The organism is Amycolatopsis vancoresmycina, from assembly GCF_000716785.1.
GTDB classification, from domain to species: Bacteria; Actinomycetota; Actinomycetes; order Mycobacteriales; family Pseudonocardiaceae; genus Amycolatopsis; species Amycolatopsis vancoresmycina.
Map to the genome: position 1 here is coordinate 1 of NZ_JNYY01000016.1, position 17,946 is coordinate 17,946.

Annotated in this window: 20 protein-coding genes; 7 read left to right on the plus strand and 13 right to left on the minus strand. The window is 73.5% G+C overall.

Annotation, left to right across the window (positions count from 1 at the left end; all coding sequences use genetic code 11):
- Both OO60_RS47950 and OO60_RS31970 read left to right on the plus strand, forming a co-directional pair.
- On the plus strand, positions 1 to 100 hold a 100-nt coding region (locus tag OO60_RS47950; protein ID WP_244885624.1), incomplete at its 5' end, for a hypothetical protein.
- 79 nt (positions 101 to 179) lie between these two features.
- Positions 180 to 533: a VOC family protein gene (locus OO60_RS31970; protein ID WP_004559063.1), complete on the plus strand. Its 354-nt coding sequence runs from the start codon at positions 180 to 182 to the stop codon at positions 531 to 533.
- On the opposite strand, the gene OO60_RS31975 is transcribed toward OO60_RS31970, so the two are convergent.
- The 6 genes from OO60_RS31975 to OO60_RS32000 are packed head-to-tail and all read right to left on the minus strand — an operon-like array spanning position 530 to position 5,762.
- On the minus strand, positions 530 to 1,531 hold the full coding sequence (locus OO60_RS31975) for a proline racemase family protein (RefSeq protein ID WP_004559062.1): 1,002 nt from the start codon (positions 1,529 to 1,531) through the stop codon (positions 530 to 532). The genes OO60_RS31970 and OO60_RS31975 overlap by 4 nt on opposite strands.
- Positions 1,532 to 2,443: a dihydrodipicolinate synthase family protein gene (locus OO60_RS31980; RefSeq protein WP_004559061.1), complete on the minus strand. Its 912-nt coding sequence runs from the start codon at positions 2,441 to 2,443 to the stop codon at positions 1,532 to 1,534. It lies immediately after the preceding gene.
- Positions 2,440 to 3,726 (minus strand): FAD/NAD(P)-dependent oxidoreductase, encoded by a 1,287-nt coding sequence (locus tag OO60_RS31985; protein WP_033262742.1) that lies wholly within the window; start codon positions 3,724 to 3,726, stop codon positions 2,440 to 2,442. The genes OO60_RS31980 and OO60_RS31985 overlap by 4 nt, the downstream gene beginning before the upstream one ends.
- Positions 3,723 to 3,986: a (2Fe-2S)-binding protein gene (locus OO60_RS31990; protein WP_033262743.1), complete on the minus strand. Its 264-nt coding sequence runs from the start codon at positions 3,984 to 3,986 to the stop codon at positions 3,723 to 3,725. The genes OO60_RS31985 and OO60_RS31990 overlap by 4 nt, the downstream gene beginning before the upstream one ends.
- Positions 3,983 to 5,140 (minus strand): NAD(P)/FAD-dependent oxidoreductase, encoded by a 1,158-nt coding sequence (locus OO60_RS31995; RefSeq protein ID WP_033262744.1) that lies wholly within the window; start codon positions 5,138 to 5,140, stop codon positions 3,983 to 3,985. The genes OO60_RS31990 and OO60_RS31995 overlap by 4 nt, the downstream gene beginning before the upstream one ends.
- A gap of 52 nt (positions 5,141 to 5,192) precedes the next feature.
- Positions 5,193 to 5,762, minus strand: a complete 570-nt coding sequence (locus OO60_RS32000; RefSeq protein WP_033262825.1) for a helix-turn-helix domain-containing protein — start codon at positions 5,760 to 5,762, stop codon at positions 5,193 to 5,195.
- 96 nt (positions 5,763 to 5,858) lie between these two features.
- Here OO60_RS32000 and OO60_RS46035 point away from each other — a divergent pair, with 96 nt between their 5' ends.
- The gene (locus OO60_RS46035; protein ID WP_004559315.1) at positions 5,859 to 6,827 is read left to right on the plus strand and encodes a methyltransferase; all 969 of its coding nucleotides are present in this window, start codon (positions 5,859 to 5,861) and stop codon (positions 6,825 to 6,827) included.
- A 63-nt stretch (positions 6,828 to 6,890) separates the two neighbouring features.
- On the opposite strand, the gene OO60_RS32010 is transcribed toward OO60_RS46035, so the two are convergent.
- A complete protein-coding gene (locus OO60_RS32010; RefSeq protein ID WP_004559314.1) occupies positions 6,891 to 7,187 on the minus strand; it encodes a DUF1540 domain-containing protein in 297 nt (98 codons plus the stop codon).
- Positions 7,188 to 7,321: 134 nt separating this feature from the next.
- Positions 7,322 to 9,343, minus strand: coding sequence for a phosphocholine-specific phospholipase C (locus OO60_RS32015; protein WP_004559313.1), 2,022 nt, complete (start codon positions 9,341 to 9,343; stop codon positions 7,322 to 7,324).
- 165 nt (positions 9,344 to 9,508) lie between these two features.
- Between OO60_RS32015 and OO60_RS32020 the strand changes: the two genes are divergently transcribed.
- Both OO60_RS32020 and OO60_RS32025 read left to right on the plus strand, forming a co-directional pair.
- Positions 9,509 to 10,045, plus strand: coding sequence for a MarR family winged helix-turn-helix transcriptional regulator (locus tag OO60_RS32020; RefSeq protein ID WP_004559312.1), 537 nt, complete (start codon positions 9,509 to 9,511; stop codon positions 10,043 to 10,045).
- The gene (locus OO60_RS32025) at positions 10,042 to 10,425 is read left to right on the plus strand and encodes a hypothetical protein (RefSeq protein WP_004559311.1); all 384 of its coding nucleotides are present in this window, start codon (positions 10,042 to 10,044) and stop codon (positions 10,423 to 10,425) included. Before OO60_RS32020 ends, OO60_RS32025 begins: the two co-directional genes overlap by 4 nt.
- Positions 10,426 to 10,601: 176 nt before the next feature.
- Here OO60_RS32025 and OO60_RS32030 read toward each other — a convergent pair whose 3' ends face one another.
- A complete protein-coding gene (locus tag OO60_RS32030) occupies positions 10,602 to 11,831 on the minus strand; it encodes an MFS transporter (RefSeq protein WP_063749435.1) in 1,230 nt (409 codons plus the stop codon).
- Between the two features lie 110 nt (positions 11,832 to 11,941).
- On the opposite strand from OO60_RS32030, the gene OO60_RS32035 reads away from it, so the two are divergent.
- Positions 11,942 to 12,652 (plus strand): ArsR/SmtB family transcription factor, encoded by a 711-nt coding sequence (locus OO60_RS32035; protein WP_003098921.1) that lies wholly within the window; start codon positions 11,942 to 11,944, stop codon positions 12,650 to 12,652.
- Here OO60_RS32035 and OO60_RS32040 read toward each other — a convergent pair.
- The 4 genes from OO60_RS32040 to OO60_RS32055 are packed head-to-tail and all read right to left on the minus strand — an operon-like array spanning position 12,635 to position 16,915.
- Positions 12,635 to 13,528, minus strand: a complete 894-nt coding sequence (locus OO60_RS32040; protein ID WP_003098918.1) for an aminoglycoside phosphotransferase family protein — start codon at positions 13,526 to 13,528, stop codon at positions 12,635 to 12,637. The two genes, OO60_RS32035 and OO60_RS32040, sit on opposite strands and share 18 nt — an antisense overlap.
- 29 nt (positions 13,529 to 13,557) lie before the next feature.
- Positions 13,558 to 14,298 carry a succinate dehydrogenase/fumarate reductase iron-sulfur subunit gene (locus OO60_RS32045; RefSeq protein WP_003098916.1) on the minus strand — a complete coding sequence of 247 codons (741 nt, stop codon included), beginning with the start codon at positions 14,296 to 14,298 and terminating at the stop codon, positions 13,558 to 13,560.
- Positions 14,295 to 16,217, minus strand: coding sequence for a fumarate reductase/succinate dehydrogenase flavoprotein subunit (locus OO60_RS32050; protein WP_003098914.1), 1,923 nt, complete (start codon positions 16,215 to 16,217; stop codon positions 14,295 to 14,297). The genes OO60_RS32045 and OO60_RS32050 overlap by 4 nt, the downstream gene beginning before the upstream one ends.
- Positions 16,217 to 16,915 (minus strand): succinate dehydrogenase cytochrome b subunit, encoded by a 699-nt coding sequence (locus OO60_RS32055; protein ID WP_003098912.1) that lies wholly within the window; start codon positions 16,913 to 16,915, stop codon positions 16,217 to 16,219. Before OO60_RS32055 ends, OO60_RS32050 begins: the two co-directional genes overlap by 1 nt.
- A gap of 82 nt (positions 16,916 to 16,997) precedes the next feature.
- On the opposite strand from OO60_RS32055, the gene OO60_RS32060 reads away from it, so the two are divergent.
- Positions 16,998 to 17,945, plus strand: coding sequence for a LysR family transcriptional regulator (locus OO60_RS32060; RefSeq protein WP_003098910.1), 948 nt, complete (start codon positions 16,998 to 17,000; stop codon positions 17,943 to 17,945).
- The last annotated feature ends 1 nt before the right edge of the window (position 17,946 follow it).

Here is a 17,946-nt window from a genome sequence, read left to right on the forward strand (position 1 = left end):
CCTCATCTCCTACCTCGTCTCCGCCTACTACTCCGCCGCCGTCCTCGTCCCCGACGCCCTCGCCATCCTCGAATCCGCCGAAATCGGCCGGGAGGAGTAACCAGGACACGGGTAACGGCCCGGGCGGCGACTCGCGTGTCGCCACCCGGGCGGCGCCGTCCCGCTGGCAGGATCGGCTCATGGAACGTGTGCTCGGCATCGGTGGGTACTTCATCCGCGCCTCGGACCCGGCCGCCCTCGGCGCCTGGTACCGGGACTGCCTCGGCCTCGACACCGACGAACACGGCGCCTGGCAGCAACAGGCCGGCCCCACCGTCTTCGCTCCCTTCGAAGCCGGGACCGACTACTTCGGCTCGCCCACCCAGCAGACGATGCTCAACTTCCGGGTCCGCGACCTCGACGCCATGCTCGCCCAGCTGCGGGCATCCGGCGCCGACGTCGCCGACGACGTCCAGGACATGGCCGGGGTCGGGCGGTTCGGGTGGGTCACCGATCCCGAAGGGAACCGGATCGAGCTCTGGCAGCCCGCCTAGAGCACGAACCCGGCCGGGAACGGGTCGGACGGGTCGAGCAGGTACGTGGCCGTGCCGGTGATCCACGCCCGGCCCGAGAACTCCGGCACCACCGCCGGCCCACCGCCGACCGTCGTCTCGGCGACCAGCTCGCCGGTGAACGTCGTGCCGATGAACGACGAGTTCTCGAACGGCGTGTGCAGCGGCAGCTCGCCGCGCGCGTGCAGCTGGGCCATCCGGGCCGACGTGCCGGTGCCGCACGGCGATCGGTCGAACCAGCCGGGGTGGATGGCCATCGCGTTCTGCGACGCGCGGGCGTCCGAACCGGGCGCGAGGAACTGGACGTGCTTGCAGCCGCCGATCAGCGGGTCCTCCGGGTGCTTCGGCGGCCGCTGTTCGTTGATCGCCGCCATGATCGCCAGCCCCGCGCCGAGGATCCGGTCCTTTTCCGCCCGGTCGAACGGGATGCCCACCGCGGACAGCTCCAGGATCGCGTAGAAGTTCCCGCCGTAGGCCAGGTCGTAGCGGACGGAACCCAGGCCGGGCACCGAGACCTCGGCGTCGCGCTCGGCGAGGAACGATGGGACGTTGCGCAGCTTGACCCGCTCGGCGCGGCCGTCGCGGACGGAGACCTCGGCGTGCACCAGCCCGGCCGGGGTGTCCAGGCGGACCACCGTCGTCGGCTCGGTCACCTCCACCATGCCCGTCTCCACCAGCACCGTGGCCACGCCGATCGTGCCGTGGCCGCACATCGGCAGGCAGCCCGACACCTCGATGTACACCACACCCCAGTCGGCGTCCGCCCGGCAGGGCGGCTGGAGGATCGCCCCGCTCATCGCGGAGTGGCCGCGCGGTTCGTTCACCAGGAACTGCCGCAGGTGGTCCAGGTGCGCCATGAAGTACCGGCGGCGCTCGGCCATCGTGGCACCGGGGATCGGGGCGACGCCGCCGGTCACCACCCGGGTCGGCATGCCCTCGGTGTGCGAGTCGACCGCCGTGATCGCGCGCGAGGAGCGCATCTACGCCACCCCCAGCGCCGCGAGCGCACGGCCCATGTCGGCGCGGACCTGCTCGCGGTGGGCGTCCGACAGCGGTCCCCGCGGCGGACGGCACGGCCCGCCGCGGCGGCCGACCAGGTCCATCCCGAGCTTGATGGCCTGGACGAACTCGGTGCGCGAATCCCAGCGGAACGCCGCCACCAGCGGCTCGTACAGCGCCCGCGCCTCCTCCAGCTTGCCCGCCGTGGCGAGCTCGAACAGGCGCGCCGACTCGGCCGGGAACACGTTGGGGAACCCGGCGAACCAGCCGGTGGCGCCCATCAGAAGGCTCTCCAGGACGACGTCGTCGGCGCCGCCGATCACGGCCAGTCCCGGCGCCCGCTCGCGGATCTCCAGCACCCGGCGGACGTCGCCGGAGAACTCCTTGACGGCCACGACGTTGTCGATCTGCGCGAGCTCGGCCAGCAGGTCCGGGGTGAGGTCGACCTTGGTGTCCAGCGGGTTGTTGTAGACCATCACCGGCAACCCCGCTGACGCCACCGCCTCGAAGTGGGCGAGCACCTCGCCGCGGTTGGCGCGGTAGAGCGTCGGCGGCAGGCACAGCACGCCGTGCGCGCCGTCCTCGGCCGCCGCCTCGGCCCAGGCCCGCGCCTGGTGCGCGCCCGGGGCGTGCACGCCGACGACGACGATCCCGTCGGCGCCGACGGCCTCGATCGCGGTGCGCGCGACGCGGCGGCGTTCGTCGTCGGTGAGCGAGGAGTACTCGCCGAGGGAACCGTTCGGGCCGACGCCGCGGCAGCCGTTTTCGACGAGCCAGCGGCAGTGCTCGGCGTAGGCGTCGTAGTCGACGGCCAGCCCGGCGGGTGCGGCGTCGTCGGCCCGGTAGGGCAGCGCGGCGGCGACGACCACGCCGCCGAGGTCGCGGGTGCTCATGCTGGGGTCTCCTTCGGATCGGCGAGCTCGCCCAGGCGGATCGGCTGGGCGATCGGACGGTGGTGCCGCTCGGCGCCGCCGCACAGGTCGGCGACGGCGGCGCCGCACATCCGGCCCTGGCACGGCCCGAGCCCGGCGCGGGTGCCGAGCTTGAGCGCGTGCGGGCCGGGTGCGGCCGGGTCGGCGACAGCGCTTTTCAGGTCGCGGTAGGAGGTTTCCTCGCAGCGGCAGACGACGGTGTCGTCACGCAGCCAGCCGGGCCACGCAGCGCCGATCGGGTGCGCGGCGGCCAGTAGCCGGGCGAAGGCGCGTGTGTGGTCACGCTGCTGCAGCAGGGCACGGCCCGGCGTTCGCCCGGCGGCGGCCCACCCGGCGACCGCGCCTTCCGCCGCGGCGGCGGCCGCACCGCCGATGCCGGTGAGCTCCCCCGCGGCGAACACGCCTTCGACGCTGGTGCGCTGGTCGTCGCCGACCCGGACGAACCCACCGTCGAGGACGCAGCCGGCCGCGACGGCCAGTTCGGGTTGCGGCACGAAGCCGTGGCCGACGCAGAGGGCGTCGACCTCGTGGGTGCGTTCGGTGCCGGGGACGACCGACCAGTCGGACCGGACGCGGGCGGTGACGGCTTCACGAACCCGGTCGTCGCCGCGGGCTTCGACCACCGCGCGGCCCGTGCGGTACGGGACGCGGTGCCGGGCCAGCTTGGCGGCGTAACGAACAAGTTCGTTCATCTTGCCGGCGTGCCCGGCCGCCCGCCACGACCATCCACTGAGGACAGTGCGCGCCGGGTTCGCCTCCAGCACGGCGAGGACCCCGGCACCGACGTCCAAAAGGGACTCGGCGACCGGCAGCAGGAACGGGCCGGCCCCGGCGACGAGCACCCGCCGCCCGGCGGCGACCCGCTCCCCCTTGGCCAGCGCCTGCGCGGCACCGGCGGTGAAGACGCCGGGCAGCTGCCAGCCGGGGAACGGCAGGACGCGGTCGTGCGCGCCGGTGGCCAGGATCAGCGCGTCAGGCTCGAGGGTGTGACGCCGCCGGTCCGTCCCGTCGGCCGGGCCGCGCAGGACGTGAACCCGCTTGCCTTCCACGGCCCAGACGGTGGCTTCCGGCCACCATGCGCACCGGCTCAGGAGCGCATCGAACCGCTGTGACGCTCCGCGGTGGTACTGCCCACCGGGCGCGTCCGCCTGGTCCAGGACGGTGACCTCGGCCCCGGCGGCGAGCGCGTGCTCGGCCGCCGCGAGCCCGGCGGGCCCGGCGCCGACGATGACGACGTGCGTCACGCGCCCTCCTCCCGGGACTGGGTCCGGATCTCGTCGCCGTCGGCGGCGCGGCGGCGGCAGGCGCGGACGTCGGCGACGCCGTTGACGGTGAGCAGGCAGTCGAAGCAGGCGCCGATCCCGCAGAAGACCCCGCGCGGCGCGCCGGACCGCGTGGTGCGCCAGGACAGCCGCCCGGCGGCGAGCAGCACCCCGGCGACGGTCTGCCCGGCCAGGCCGGTGACGGTCTCGCCGTCGACGGTGATCGCGATCGGCTCGCTCACGCCAGCACCGCCGGACGGTCCACAGTGAACTCGTCCACCGGCATCGACGGTTGCTCGCCGGTCAGCAGTTCGCGCAGCAGGCGGGCCGTGCCGGCGCTCAGGCCGATCCCCGCCCCCTCGTGACCCGTTGCGTGCCAGAGGTTTCCCAGCCGCGGGTCTTCGCCGAGCACCGGCAGGTGGTCGTCCACATAGGGCCGGAAACCGCCGTACGCGCGCATGACCGCGGCGTTCGCGAGGGCCGGGAACAGCCGGACCGCCTTGGCCGCGATCGCGCCCAGCACGTCCGGGCGGATCGTGTCGTCGAAGCCCACGCGGCGGCGGGACGAGCCGATCAGCACCGTGCCGCCCCGGGTCGACTCCACCACCGCCGACGTCTGCAGGTCCCCGCTGCCCGTGCCGACCGCGCCGACGTAGTCCGCGTCGTAGACCTTGTGCCGCACCACACCCGGCATCGGCGTGGTCACCAGGACCTCGCCGCGCCGGGGCCGGACCGCGATCGGCGCGCCCAGCCGGGCCGACACGGGCCCCGACCACGGTCCCGCGGCGTTCACCACCACGTCCGCCGCGACCACTTCGCCGGCCACGCGGACCCCGGTGATCCGGCCGCCCTCGACCCGGGCGCCGGTGACCTCGGCTTCGGTGCGCAGCCGGGCGCCGTGGTGCAGCGCCGAGCCCAGCAGGGCGAGCGCGGCACCGGCCGGCTGGACCTGGGCGTCCTGCGGGTAGTGGACCGCGGCGGTCACCTCGCGGGTGAGCGCGGGTTCGGCCGCCGCGACGGCCGCCGCGTCGAGCCGCTCGGTGCGGACCCCGGCCGCGGCCTGCGTCCCGGCGAACGCGAGGAGCGCGGCGGCGCCGGCTTCGGTGGTGGCGACGACGATGCTGCCCTTCGGGTCGAACTCCGTCGCGGCCGCCGCCCGGGGCTCGAACTCCGCCACCAGCTGCGGCCACAGCCGGGCGGACAGCTGCGCGAGGGCGAGTTCGGCACCCGGTCCCTTGTCGGAGACCAAGATGTTGCCTTCGCCGTGCGAAGTGCTGCCGCCCGCGGGGCGGCCGCGGTCGAGAACCAGGACGTCGAAACCGGCCAGGGCGAGCTCCCTGGCGCACGCCGCGCCGACGATGCCGGCGCCGATCACCACCACCCGCGTTCGGTTCATCGACCCTCCAGCGTTCGGTATAGCGAACGATAGGTCTCGGCCGGGACGGGTGTCAATCCGTCATGACGGGGTGCGGCCGGCCGTCGAGCCGTTCGTCCGCGCGGTACTGCAGGAGCAGCACCGAGTGCACCGGCGCGGCGAGCGCGGTGTAGCTGTGCGGCTCGCGGGCGTCGAACGCGACGTAGTCGCCGGGCCCGAGGTCGACGGTCCGGCCGGCCACCTCGACGCGCAGCTGGCCCGCCTGCACCACGGTGTGCTCGACGCCGACGTGCCCCTGCGACCGCTGCGGCGCGTCTCCGCGGACGACCTGGTCGTACACCTCGAAGACGCTGTCGGCGGCTTCGATGCGGCGCAGCGGCCGCAGGTCGACGCCCTCGCCGCGGAGGACCTCGACGTCGGCGGCCCGCACCACGGTCAGCCCGCCGCGCGGCCGGTGGTCGAGCAGGTCGGAGATCGCCACCTCGAGGACGCGGGACAGGCTGAACACGGTCTCGATGGTCGGGTTGCCGGTACCGCCCTCCAGCTGCGACAGCGTCGCCTTGCCGATGCCCGACCGCCGGGACAGCTCCGACAGCGACAGGCCGCGCGCCGACCGGGCCGCGCGGAGGTTGACCGCCAGCATGTCGCGGATCGACTCGTTCGGTAAAGCGTCCACCGGCGACGTCCTTCGTTCGGTTTGCCGATCGGGGTCATGATGCCACGGCGCTAGGGTGGACGGATGGACCAGTCGATCCTCGCCCTGGCCGACCTGGCGACACCCATGGCCATCCGCGTGGCGGCGACGCTCGGCCTTGCCGACCACGAGGGCACCGCCGCCGAACTCGCGTCCGCCACCGGCGCGTCCCCCGCGGCGCTGGCCCGCCTGCTCGATCACCTGGTGACGGCCGGGGTGTTCGCGTTCGAGTCCGGCCGCTACCGGCCCACGGACCTCGGCGCGCAGCTGCGCACCGAAGCCGCCAAGGTGCTGCTGGACATCAACCGCGCCGGCGGCCGCGCGGACCTGGCGTTCGCCGACCTGCTGGGCACGATCACGACGGGCGAGCCGGCGTACGAGCGCCGCTACGGCCGCGGTTTCTGGGCGGACATCGACGCCGAGCCCCGCCTGCGACGGTCGTTCGACGCGCAGATGGGCTGGCGGTTCCGGGACCACGCCCCGCGGATCGCCGGACGCTTCGCCTGGAGCCGCTTCCCCCGGATCGTGGACGTCGGCGGCGGCGACGGCGTGCTGCTGGCGGAGATCCTGCGCGCGCACCCCGAGGTCCGCGGCGAGGTGCTCGACCTGGCCCCCTCGGCCACGGCGGCGGCCGAACGGTTCGCGGCGGCCGGGTTCGGCGACCGGGCGAGCGCGGTGGCCGGAAGCTTCTTCGACCCGCTCCCCCCGGCGGCCGACGCGTACGTGCTGTCGGACATCCTGCACGACTGGGACGACGACCACGCTGCCCGGATCCTGACGCGCTGCCGCGAGGCGGCGGACCCGTCCGGAACGGTAGTGGTGATCGAGCCGCTGCACGAGGCGGCGGGCACGGCGATGGACCTGTTCATGCTGATGTGCTTCGGCGGCCGCGAGCGAACACCGGCCGAGCTGGAGACGCTGGCGGCGGACAGCGGCCTGGTGTTGCGCGAGACGGTCGCGGTGTCCGACGGCCGGACGGCCCTGGAGTTCGGGGTGGCCGGTCGTGAGTGGTAAGACGAGTTAGAACGCGTCTTACCACTCACGACCAGCCGCGGCAGAGAGTGGGCCGAGGCGGTACTACCTGCTGTAGGTCAGGCAGTTGGCCGCGTGCCCGCCGTCGCCCTGGCCGACGCGGATGCTCGACGCCGTGCACTCCAAAGCCGAATTGTGGCGGCAGTCCGCCCGGGAGCAGGCGCCGACCTGCGCCACGACCCGGTCCAGGCCGCCCTTGGTGTTCAGCGGGACGAACGTGCCGCAGTCCGCCGAGCCGTTGTCGCCGCCGACCGTGATCGCGAACGCGTGGCAGCCGTCGTGGTTGTAGGAACAGCCGGTCACCGTGCACTCGTGCACCGCCGGCATTTCCGTGGTGGTCATCCGCACTCCTGGTTCCGTGGTGGGAAAGCAGTCGATCTCCCGACGCTCCCACCGCGGCCGCGGCCCCGCAACGCGCGGGCCGCGGCCGGGTGAACCTGCGTACCGGGCGGGTGAAAACCGCGCCCGACCGGGGATCAGTGCGAGATGATCTTCGGGTCGCTCGTGCTCGGACGCCCGTTCTCCAGGTGCCCCGCCACCCGGCGCAGGAAGCGCGGGTCGTGGTCCGAACTCACCGAGACGTCGTACCAGTTGCCGCTGCGGTGCGTGTCCACCGCCTCGACCGCCCGCGCGCCCGGCCGCAGCACGCGGGTCGTCGAGCGGCGCCCGTACGCGTCCGTCAGCGTCAGCCGCACCGGGGACGGGCCGTTGTTGGTCAGGACCAGGGACAGGTTCCCGCTGCGGCCTTCCGGGCGCACGCTCACCTCGGGGCCGGCCGCGCCGCCGCCCCGGAACCGGCGGACGAACCCGTTCGGTCCGTACGCCGTGTAGTCGTAGCCGCCGGACACCGGCAGCGTCGCGGCGAGCGAGCAGCCGGCGCCCGCGGTGTACGTCCGCGGTTCGCCGCCCGGCGACGCCACGTAGAACGTCGCGCCCGCGCGGCCCTGGTTGGCGAACGTCAGGTGCAGCCCGTCGGCCGCCACCCGGGCGTCGGCCGCCAGGTCGTACGGGAGGGCGCGGGCCGGGCGCTGCCCCGGCTCCTGCTTCGGCAGCACCGTGCGGGCCGGGACCGCCGGCACGTAGTCCGGGTGCCGTTCGCGGTCGGGCGGGAGGTAGCCGGCGGTGTCCGGCAGCGCCGGGACCGCCGCGTCGGTGCGCGCGAAGTCGAACGCCGAGGTCAGGTCCCCGCACACCGACCGGCGCCAGGCCGTGATGTTCGGCTCGTGCACGCCGAACCGGCGCTCCATGAACCGGATGATCGACGTGTGGTCGAACGTCTCCGAGCAGACCCAGCCGCCCTTGCTCCACGGCGACACGACCAGCATCGGCACGCGCTGGCCGAGGCCGTACGGGCCGGCCGGGTTCGACGCCGAGCCGGGGTAGATCTCGCCCGCGGTGTCCACAGTGGACTGGCCGGCGGTCGCGTACGGCGGGACGACGTGGTCGAAGAAGCCGTCGTTCTCGTCGTAGGTGATGAACAGCGCGGTCTTGCTCCACACGTCCGGGTTCGCGGTGAGCGCGTCGAGCACCTGCGCGATGTACCAGGCGCCGTAGTTCACCGGCCAGTTCGGGTGCTCGCAGAACGCCTCCGGCGCGGTGATCCAGGAAACCTGCGGCAGCTCGCCGGCCTTGACGTCGGCGCGGAGCCGGTCGAAGTAGCCCTCGCCCGCCTTCGCGTTCGTGCCGGTGCGGGCCTTCTCGTACAGGGCGTCGCCGGGCTTGGCGTTGCGGTAGCTGTCGAAGTACAGCAGCGAGTTGTCGCCGTAGTTCCCGCGGTAGGCGTCGTCGATCCAGCCCCAGCCGCCGGCGGCGTCGAGGCCGTCGCCGATGTCCTGGTAGATCTTCCAGGAGATCCCCGCCTGTTCGAGCCGCTCGGGGTAGGTCGTCCAGGAGTAGCCCTTTTCGTCGTTGCCGAGGACCGGGCCGCCGCCCTTGCCGTCGTTGCCCGTGTACCCGGTCCACATGTAGTAGCGGTTCGGGTCGGTCGAGCCCATGAACGAGCAGTGGTAGGCGTCGCAGATGGTGAACGAGTCGGCGAGGGCGTAGTGGAACGGGATGTCCTCGCGGGTCAGGTACGCCATCGTGGTCGAGCCCTTGGCGGGCACCCACTTGTCGTACTTGCCGGCGTTCCACGCCGCGTGCGTGTCCTTCCAGCCGTGCGGGAGGTCCTGGATGAACTGCAGGCCCAGGTTGTCCGCTTCGGGGCGGAACGGCAGGATGTCGCGCTTGCCGTCCGACTGCTCCCACACCGACTTGCCCGACGCCAGCGTCACCGGCCGCGGGTCGCCGAAGCCGCGCACACCGCGCAGCGTGCCGAAGTAGTGGTCGAACGACCGGTTCTCCTGCATCAGCACCACGACGTGCTCGACGTCCCGCAGCGTCCCGGTGCGGTGGAACGCGGGGATCTCCGCCGCGCGGGCGATGCTGGTGGACAGCGCGGAAAGGGCGGCGGTACCGCCGGCGAGCTGCAGAAAACGTCGTCGGTTGACGTCCGTCATGGGGACTCCGGGGGTGTCGTGGTGGCGAGCCGGGTCAGTATGGGCGGCGAAGAGCGAACCTGTCCCGGGACCGAGGCTAACGCCGGGCGAAAGCCTGGTTAACGCCTGCGAGCGGACAGGCCGTTGACAGAGATACGGAAGTACGTACTAATGTAGTGCTTCACTATGAATGACGTACCCAATCTCGCCCGCGACCCCGACGACCGCCTCTACTCCCCCGGCGTCCGCAGCGCGCTGGCCGGGTTCACGCTCGACGAGGACACCGGCGCCCTGGAGGCCGCCGCGGCCGTCCGCACCGCCGCGCGGAGCCTCGACCAGCTGCGGTCGCACGGCACCGGCAGCCGCGGCCTGAGCCCCGGCGCCCTCGACGTCCTGATCCGGCTCGGCACCGGCGGCTCGAACGTCAAGGACCTCGCCGCCTCGGCCGGGGTGAGCTCCCGGAACGTGACCGGCCTCGTGGACACCCTGGAACGGGCCGGGTTCGCCGAGCGGGTCCCCGACCCGCGCGACCGGCGGTCCGTGCTGGTCCGGATCACCCCGGACGGCCGGAGCTGGCTCGAGGAGTTCCGGCGGCCGTCGCAGCTGGCCATGGCCGCGCTCTTCCGCGGGTTCACCGCCGCCGAAACGGCCCAGCTGCGGCACCTGTGCCTGCGGCTGGCCGAAAACCAGTCCCACCTCGCCCGGCACCTGGAGGACCGATGACCACCCGCGACACCGTTCAGGCCTACCACCGGGCCCGCTTCGCCGGCGACGTCACGGCGGCGGCCGCACAGCTGGCGGACACGTTCACCTTCCGCAGCCCGCTGATCGCCTCCGCCGACGCGCGCGGCCACCTGGACGGGCTGGCCGGGTTCGTCGGGATCGTCACCGGGGTCGACCTGATCAGCGAGCTCTACGGCGAGTCGGAGGCCACGCTCGTCTACGACGTGCACACCGCCACGCCGGTCGGCACCCAGCACACGGCCGAGCACTTCCGGTTGCGGAACGGGAAGATCGAGGCCATTTCCCTCGTTTTCGACGCGACGCGCTGGCGTCCGCTGATGGCCGCGGTGACCCGCCCGGACGCCCGGGAACGGGGTTAGCCGGTCCCGCTTCCGCCCTGCGGAGGTCCGAGGGGGGTCGACCTGCGAGCGGAAGCGGGAGTTCGAGGCCGGTACGGGGGTCGCCTCGCGGCGAAAGGCACAACACGGCTCCGTCATGACAGGTATTCCGTGAAGGCAAGGGGTGAGGCCCGGGGACACCGCCGTACCGACACCCATTACAACGTCGCGCCACCGCCGGTGTTCCGGACGGCGGGCGTGACGTGCGTCGCTCGGCCGGCCGGTTCGCGCGTGCGGACCGCCCGGCGTGTCAACGCCGGCACCGGAGCGGCCGCCGCGAGGAACACCAGGGCCACCAGCAGCCAGCCCGGCGCACCGAGCCCGCCCACCGCGAGGGTGAACACGCCGGGGCCCACCATCTGCACGGTCGCCGTGGCCGCTTCGGTGACGCCTTGGTACGCGCCCTTGGCGTCTTCGCGCATCAGCCGCACCGACAGGCCCCAGTTCGCGGCCACGTACCCCAGCTCCCCCACGACGTGCAGCAGCGCGGCCAGCACCACCACCGTGACGGCACCCGCTCCGGCGCCACCCGCCGTCGTCGCCAGCAGCACGCAGCTCGCGGCGAGCACGACACCGGACACCACCGCCGTCCGCGCGGCCTGGTGCACCGTGCGCGCGAACCGCGCGAACGGCACCTGGAACAGCGCGATGCCCACCGAGCTCAGCACGACCACGACGCCGCCGAGGCCCAGCGGCAGGTGGGTCCGGCCGGCCAGCCACAGCGGCAGCCCGGCCGACAACATGGCCCAGCACAGGGAAAGCACCGCCGTGGCCGCGACGACGGCCAGGTACGGCCGGTCGCCGAGCACCGTCCGGATCGCCGGGCGCCCGGCCGGGCGCGGGGCGGGCGCGGGCACCCGCAGCGTCGCGACGGCCAGCACGAGGAAACTCGCGGCGTTGACGGCGATCGCGAGGGTGTACGCCCCCCGCGTGTCGGCGGTCAGCACGAGGGCGCCGAGGCCGGCTCCGGCGGCGTACCCGACGTGCTGGGCGACCCGCTGCTGCGCGAGCACGCGCACCCGTTCCGCGGGCGCGGTGACCAGGCCGGTGATCAGCGCCGTCCGCACCGCGGTCCCGCCGGTCGCGAGGGCGGTGAACGGGATCGTCACGGCCAGGAACGACCAGGTGCCGCCGACCGCGAGGTAGGCGGCCATCGCGGCGCCGCGGACGAGGGTGAGCACGACCAGGACCGGCCGCGCGCCGGCCCGGTCGGCGAGTGCCCCCAGCGGTACCGCGGCGGCCATGCCCGCCGCGCTCGCCACCGCCAGCCCGGCGCCGACCGTGACCGGCGGGAGGCCGGCGATCCGGGTGAAGTACAGCGCCCAGATCGTGAACCACAGGCCGTCGCCGAGTGCGGAAACCCCGCGGCCCCAGAGGAGACTTCGCATGCAATCACCCTTCACGGAGACGTGAAGAGTAACCACGGCCGGCCCGGTGGTGCAACAATCATTCAGGGTCTCGTGAAATATGCTAGGCTCGCGCGCGGAAGGGAGCGGTGATGGGCGGACTGGTCGAGGCGGGCAACGCCGTCCAGGGCGCGATCGTCGAGCTGACGCGCGAACTGGCCGATCCGGTGCGGCTGACGGCCCTGCAGGTGCTGGCCGCCGAGGGCCCGCACACGATGGTGCAGCTGGCCGACGCCCTCGGCGTCACGGCACCGAGGCTGGGCAACCACCTGGCGCGGCTGCGGGCGGCCGGGCTGGTGACGGTCGAACACGCCGGGCGGCACGCCCTGTACCGCGTCGGCCGCGAGGACCTGCTGCCGGTGCTGACGGCCCTCGCGCACTACGCGGGCAAGGATTCCCTCGCGTTGCCGGACCGCGCCGAGTCGGGCGCGGACATCGCCCACACGTGTTACGACCACGCCGCCGGAAGACTCGGCACGGCGGTGTTCGCCCTCCTCGTCGACCGCGGCGCGGTAGTGCCACCGGACGGTTCCGCCTCGGAGGTGTCGCTGGGCGAGGACCTCTCGGCGTTCGCGGACCTCGGCGTGGCACCGGCGGAGGTGGACCCGGGCCGCCGCCGCCCGGCGACGGCCTGCCTGGACCGGACCCACCGGGTACCGCACCTGGGCGGGGTCCTGGGGCACGAGGTCCTGGCGGCGTTCGTCGCCGACGGCCTGGTCCGCCGGGGCGCCGGGGACCGGGAGCTGCGGATCACCGCCCGCGGGCGGCGCCGGTTCGCCGCGCTGCTACCCGGGTTCGCCTGAACACTCGCCGAAGATCTCCCCCAGCACCCGGCGCGGCTCCTCGTCAGCCGACTGCGTGCACGCGACCAGCGTCTTCCACAACGCCCAGCCCCGCCCGCGCGCCCACGCCGCCTCGTCAATCGACAGCCGCTCCCGGAACGCCGCGCGCCCCGAAGCGGTCAGCAGCGTCCACGCGATCGCCGTGTCGCATGCCGGGTCGCCGACCCCGCACGTCCCGAAGTCGATGACCGCCGCCAGTTCGCCGTCCTCGAGCAGGAGGTTCCCGGGCGCGATGTCGCCGTGGAACCAGCGGTCCACCCCTTCCCAACGCGCAGCCACAGCCGTCGTCCAGATCTCCCGGGCCAGCCCCGTGTCGACCTGGCCCTCCAAGGCTGCGAGCGCACGCTCGACCGACCCTTCGTACGTCTGCAGACCGGCGCCGCGGAACCAGTTGTGGATCCCCGGCTGCGGCCCGCCGGCCGCGTCGACACCCTGCAACGCGGCCAGGAATCCGGCCAGGTCGAGCGCGAAGCGGACCGGGTCGGCCACGCCGTCCGGGCGAGCCGGTTCGCCGGACAGCCACGGGTAGACCGTCCACTCGAAGGGGTAGCCGGCGCCGGGACGGCCCGCGGCGACCGGCACCGGGACGGGCAGCGGCAACCGGGGCGCGAGCGCAGGCAGCCACGTGCGTTCCTTGCCGACGGCCAGCGCGTACTCGGCCGCGCTCGGCAGGCGGGCCACCAGTGCGTCGCCGAGGTGGAACGTGAAGTTGTCCCACCCGCCCCTGGCCACCGGCCGGACCGGGAGGCCGGCCCACTGCGGGAACTGGACGGCGACCAGCCGGCGCACCTGTCCGGCGTCGACGGTGATGCGCTGCGGGCGCGGAAGATCGGGCACGTCCCGATTCAACCCGGCGCGTCCACCGGTTATCGGGCCCGCGTCGCCGCCAGGTACTCCCGGTTCAACGTCGTGATGCTCGCGAACGGGATGCCCTTCGGGCAGGCCGCCACGCACTCGCCGGTGTTGGTGCAGCCGCCGAAACCCTCCGCGTCCATCGCCTCGACCATGCCGAGCACCCGCTGGGCGCGTTCGGGGCCGCCCTGCGGCAGCAGGTTCAGGTGGGTCACCTTCGCCGCGGTGAAGAGCGTCGCGGAGCCGTTCGGGCAGGCCGCCACGCAGGCGCCGCAGCCGATGCACGTCGCGTTGTCGAACGCCAGGTCCGCGTCCGGCTTCGGGACCGGGGTCGCGTGCGCGTCCGGGGCGCTGCCGGTGGGCGCGCTGACGTACCCGCCCGCCTGGACGATCCGGTCGAGCGCCGACCGGTCGACGACGAGGTCCTTGACCACCGGGAACCCACTGGCGCGCCACGGTTCCACGTCGATGACCGCGCCGTCGGCGAAGGAGCGCAGGTGCAGCTGGCACGACGTCGTGCGTTCGGGCCCGTGCGCCTGCCCGTCGATCACGACGCCGCAGGAGCCGCAGATGCCCTCGCGGCAGTCGTGGTCGAACGCCACCGGTTCGTCGCCTGCCTCGATCAGCCGCTGGTTCAGCACGTCGAGCAGTTCCAGGAAGGACATGTCCCGGCTGACGCCGTCGACCGGGTAGGCGACCATGCGGCCTTCGGCGGCCGGGCCGGCCTGCCGCCAGATGCGGACGGTGAGGTTCACGTGTAGCTCCGTCGGGTCGGGTGGACGTGTTCGAAGACCAGTTCCTCGCGGTGCAGCACCGGCGGCGTGCCGTGCTCCCAGGCGGCGACGTGGGCGAAGTTCTCGTCGTCCCGCAACGCTTCCCCCTCGGGGGTCTGGTGTTCTTCGCGGAAGTGGCCGCCGCAGGACTCCTCGCGCACGAGGGCGTCGACGAGCATCAGCTCGGCCAGCTCCAGGAAGTCCGCGACGCGGTTCGCCTTCTCCAGTTCCTGGTTGAACTCCAGGCCGCCGCCGGGGATCCGGACGTCGCGCCAGAACGCGGCCCGCAGCTCCGGCACCCGGTCCAGGGCCTTGCGCAGGCCCTCGCGGGTGCGGGACATCCCGCAGTGGTCCCACATCAGCAGGCCCAGTTCCCGGTGGAAGGAATCCACCGTGCGCGTGCCCTTGACGGCGAGCAGCCGCGCGATCCGGGCGCGGACCTCGGCTTCCACCCGCGCGACCGCGCCGGGATCGACGTCGCCGAGCCGCGTGCCGCCGAGGTAGTCGTTCACCGTTGCGGGCAGCACGAAGTAGCCGTCGGCGAGGCCCTGCATGAGGGCCGACGCGCCGAGCCGGTTGGCGCCGTGGTCGGAGAAGTTCGCCTCGCCGATCACGAACAGGCCGGGGATCGTGCTCTGCAGGTCGTAGTCCACCCAGAGGCCGCCCATCGTGTAGTGGATGGCCGGGTAGATCCGCATCGGTACCGCGTACGGGTCCTCCGCCGTGATGCGCTGGTACATGTCGAAGAGGTTGCCGTAGCGGGCTTCGATCGCCGGACGGCCCAGGCGCGCGATCGCGTCGGCGAAGTCGAGGTAGACACCCAGCCCGCCGGGACCGACGCCGAGCCCGGCGTCGCAGATGTTCTTCGCCGCCCGCGAAGCGATGTCCCGCGGGACGAGGTTGCCGAAACTCGGGTACAAGCGTTCGAGGTAGTAGTCGCGTTCGGCCTCGGGGATCTCCCCCGGCGGCCGCGGGTCGCCCGCGCGCTCCGGCACCCAGATGCGGCCGTCGTTGCGCAGGGACTCGCTCATCAGCGTCAGCTTCGACTGGTGCTCCCCCGACCGCGGGATGCACGTCGGGTGGATCTGCGTGAAGCACGGGTTCGCGAAGTGCGCGCCACGTTTGTGCGCCCGCCAGATCGCCGTCGCGTTGGAGCCCTTCGCGTTCGTCGACAAGTAAAAGACGTTGCCGTAGCCGCCGGTCGCGAGCACGACGGCGTCCGCGAGGTGGGTGGTGATCTCGCCGGTGACGAGGTCGCGCGCGACGATGCCGCGGGCCCGGCCGCCGTCGACGACGAGGTCGAGCATTTCGGTGCGCGCGTGCAGTTCCACGTTCCCGGCGTCGATCTGCCGGGACAGCGCCTGGTACGCGCCGAGCAGCAGCTGCTGGCCGGTCTGGCCGCGGGCGTAGAACGTCCGCTGCACCTGCACCCCGCCGAACGACCGGGTGTCGAGCAGGCCGCCGTATTCGCGGGCGAACGGCACGCCCTGGGCCACGGCCTGGTCGATGATCTGCGCCGACACCTGCGCCAGCCGGTACACATTGGACTCACGGGCGCGGAAGTCGCCGCCCTTGACCGTGTCGTGGAAGAGCCGGTACACCGAGTCGCCGTCGTTGCGGTAGTTCTTCGCCGCGTTGATGCCGCCCTGGGCCGCGACGGAGTGCGCGCGCCGCGGCGAGTCCTGGAAGCAGAACTGCACGACGTGGTAGCCCTGCTCGGCCAGCGTCGCGCCGGCCGAGCCGCCCGCCAGCCCGGTGCCCACGACGATCACCCGGTGCCGGCGCCGGTTCGCCGGGTTCACCAGTTTCGCGGCGAACTTCCGTTCGTCCCAGCGGTTTTCCAGCGGACCGGCGGGGGCCTTGGTGTCGGCGATCGGGTCGCCGGTCACGTAGTCCGGCATCAGTGCACCACTCCCGTCATGATCGCGACCGGGACGAGGGCGTAGCCGCCCGCGACCACGACCGCCGTCGTGCTGCCGAGGATCTTGATCGCGCGTTCGCGGTTCGCGCCGACACCCAGGGTCCGGGCGGCGCTGGCGAAGCCGTGGCGGATGTGCAGCCCGAGCATGGCCAGGGCAATGAGGTAGATGACGTTCACCCACCAGACCCGGAAGTCGGCCACGAGGTTGTGGTACGGATCGCCGGGCACGAAGTCCCGGTTCACCGCGCCCACGGTGAAGTCGAGGATGTGCCAGACGACGAACACCGCGAGGGTCGCGCCGCCCCAGCGCATGGTCCGCACCGCGAAGGTCGCCTGCGGCCGCCGGTGGACGTAGCGGACCGGGCGGGCGCGGAGGTCGCGGCGGGCCAGCTGCGCCGCCGCGGTGACGTGCAGGACGAGCGCGACGAGCAGGACCGCGCGCTGCAGCCACAGGAACCACTCGGCGCGCAGCACCGGCTCGCCGATCGTGCGGAGCCAGGCCGCGTAGTGGTTGAGCTCGGCCGCGCCGAGGAACGTCTTGAGGTTGCCGACCATGTGCGCGAAGACGAAGGCGAGCAGGAGCACGCCCGTCACCGCCATGACGGCCTTCTTGCCGATCGTCGACGCCCAGAACCGCCGGACGCCCGGGCGCCGGTCCGGCGCGAGCTCGGTGACCACCCGATCGACGGTAGGAGCACGCTGATCAGAGGTCAAAGACATGATAACTCTGATCTCCATAGCCGTGGGCTATCGTGACCGAGTGCAGTTCCAGCAGCTCGCCTACTTCGTCGCCGTGGCCGACCACCGGCACTTCACCCGCGCGGCCGATCAGGCGCGGGTCGCCCAGCCGTCGCTGTCCCAGCAGATCCGCGCGCTGGAACACGACCTGGGCGCCCCGCTGTTCCACCGGATCCGCGGCAACGTCTCGCTCACCGAGGCCGGCGAAACCCTGCTGCCGATCGCGCGCCGGATCCTCGCGGACACCGAGGCCGCCCGGCGGGCCATCCGGGAACTGGCCGAGCTCGACCGCGGCCGCGTCCGGCTGGGCGCGCCGCCGAGCCTGTGCACCGGCCTGCTGCCCGCGATGCTCGCGGCGTTCCGCCGCCGGTACCCGGGCATCCAGCTGGAGCTGCACGAAAGCGGCTCGGGCGACCTGCGGCAGCGGCTCGCCGAGGGCGCGCTGGACCTGGCGCTGCTGGCGGGCACCCGGACGGCGGCCGGCCCCGGCCTGACGGCGACACCGCTGCTGCTGGAGGAACTGGTGGTGATCTCGCCGGCCCCGCTGGCGGGCGACCGGCTCGGCATCGAGCAGCTGGCCGACGTCCCGCTGGTGATGTTCCGCCGCGGCTACGACGTGCGGGAGGCCACGGTGAACGCCTGCCGCGCGGCCGGGTTCGAGCCGTCGTTCGCCATCGAAGGCGGCGAGATGGACGCGGTCCTGGAGCTGGTCCGCGCGGGTGTCGGGGCGGCGGTGGTCCCGCGCACGGTCGCCGGCGACCGGTTCCCGGTGACCCGGTTCGCCCCCGGCGCCGGGATGACCCGCGTGGTGCAGCTCGCCCACCGCGAGGACGTGGAGCCGACCCGGGCGGTGCGCGCCCTGCACACGGCGATCGTGGGGTTCGTGGCCGACCCGGCCCGCCGGGCGAGCCTGCCGCCGGGCATCGAGTCCCTTGTGCCGCGGCCGGTCGTGAGTGAGAAACAGGGTTAGA

Bases quoted from the DNA above. Each gene is read 5' to 3' on its own strand.
- OO60_RS31970 (WP_004559063.1), top strand. From the start codon at position 180: ATGGAACGTGTGCTCGGCATCGGTGGGTACTTCATCCGCGCCTCGGAC.
- OO60_RS31975 (WP_004559062.1), bottom strand. From the start codon at position 1,531: ATGCGCTCCTCGCGCGCGATCACGGCGGTCGACTCGCACACCGAGGGC.
- OO60_RS31980 (WP_004559061.1), bottom strand. From the start codon at position 2,443: ATGAGCACCCGCGACCTCGGCGGCGTGGTCGTCGCCGCCGCGCTGCCC.
- OO60_RS31995 (WP_033262744.1), bottom strand. From the start codon at position 5,140: ATGAACCGAACGCGGGTGGTGGTGATCGGCGCCGGCATCGTCGGCGCG.
- OO60_RS32000 (WP_033262825.1), bottom strand. From the start codon at position 5,762: ATGCTGGCGGTCAACCTCCGCGCGGCCCGGTCGGCGCGCGGCCTGTCG.
- OO60_RS46035 (WP_004559315.1), top strand. From the start codon at position 5,859: ATGGACCAGTCGATCCTCGCCCTGGCCGACCTGGCGACACCCATGGCC.
- OO60_RS32010 (WP_004559314.1), bottom strand. From the start codon at position 7,187: ATGACCACCACGGAAATGCCGGCGGTGCACGAGTGCACGGTGACCGGC.
- OO60_RS32015 (WP_004559313.1), bottom strand. From the start codon at position 9,343: ATGACGGACGTCAACCGACGACGTTTTCTGCAGCTCGCCGGCGGTACC.
- OO60_RS32020 (WP_004559312.1), top strand. From the start codon at position 9,509: ATGAATGACGTACCCAATCTCGCCCGCGACCCCGACGACCGCCTCTAC.
- OO60_RS32025 (WP_004559311.1), top strand. From the start codon at position 10,042: ATGACCACCCGCGACACCGTTCAGGCCTACCACCGGGCCCGCTTCGCC.
- OO60_RS32030 (WP_063749435.1), bottom strand. From the start codon at position 11,831: ATGCGAAGTCTCCTCTGGGGCCGCGGGGTTTCCGCACTCGGCGACGGC.
- OO60_RS32035 (WP_003098921.1), top strand. From the start codon at position 11,942: ATGGGCGGACTGGTCGAGGCGGGCAACGCCGTCCAGGGCGCGATCGTC.
- OO60_RS32050 (WP_003098914.1), bottom strand. From the start codon at position 16,217: ATGCCGGACTACGTGACCGGCGACCCGATCGCCGACACCAAGGCCCCC.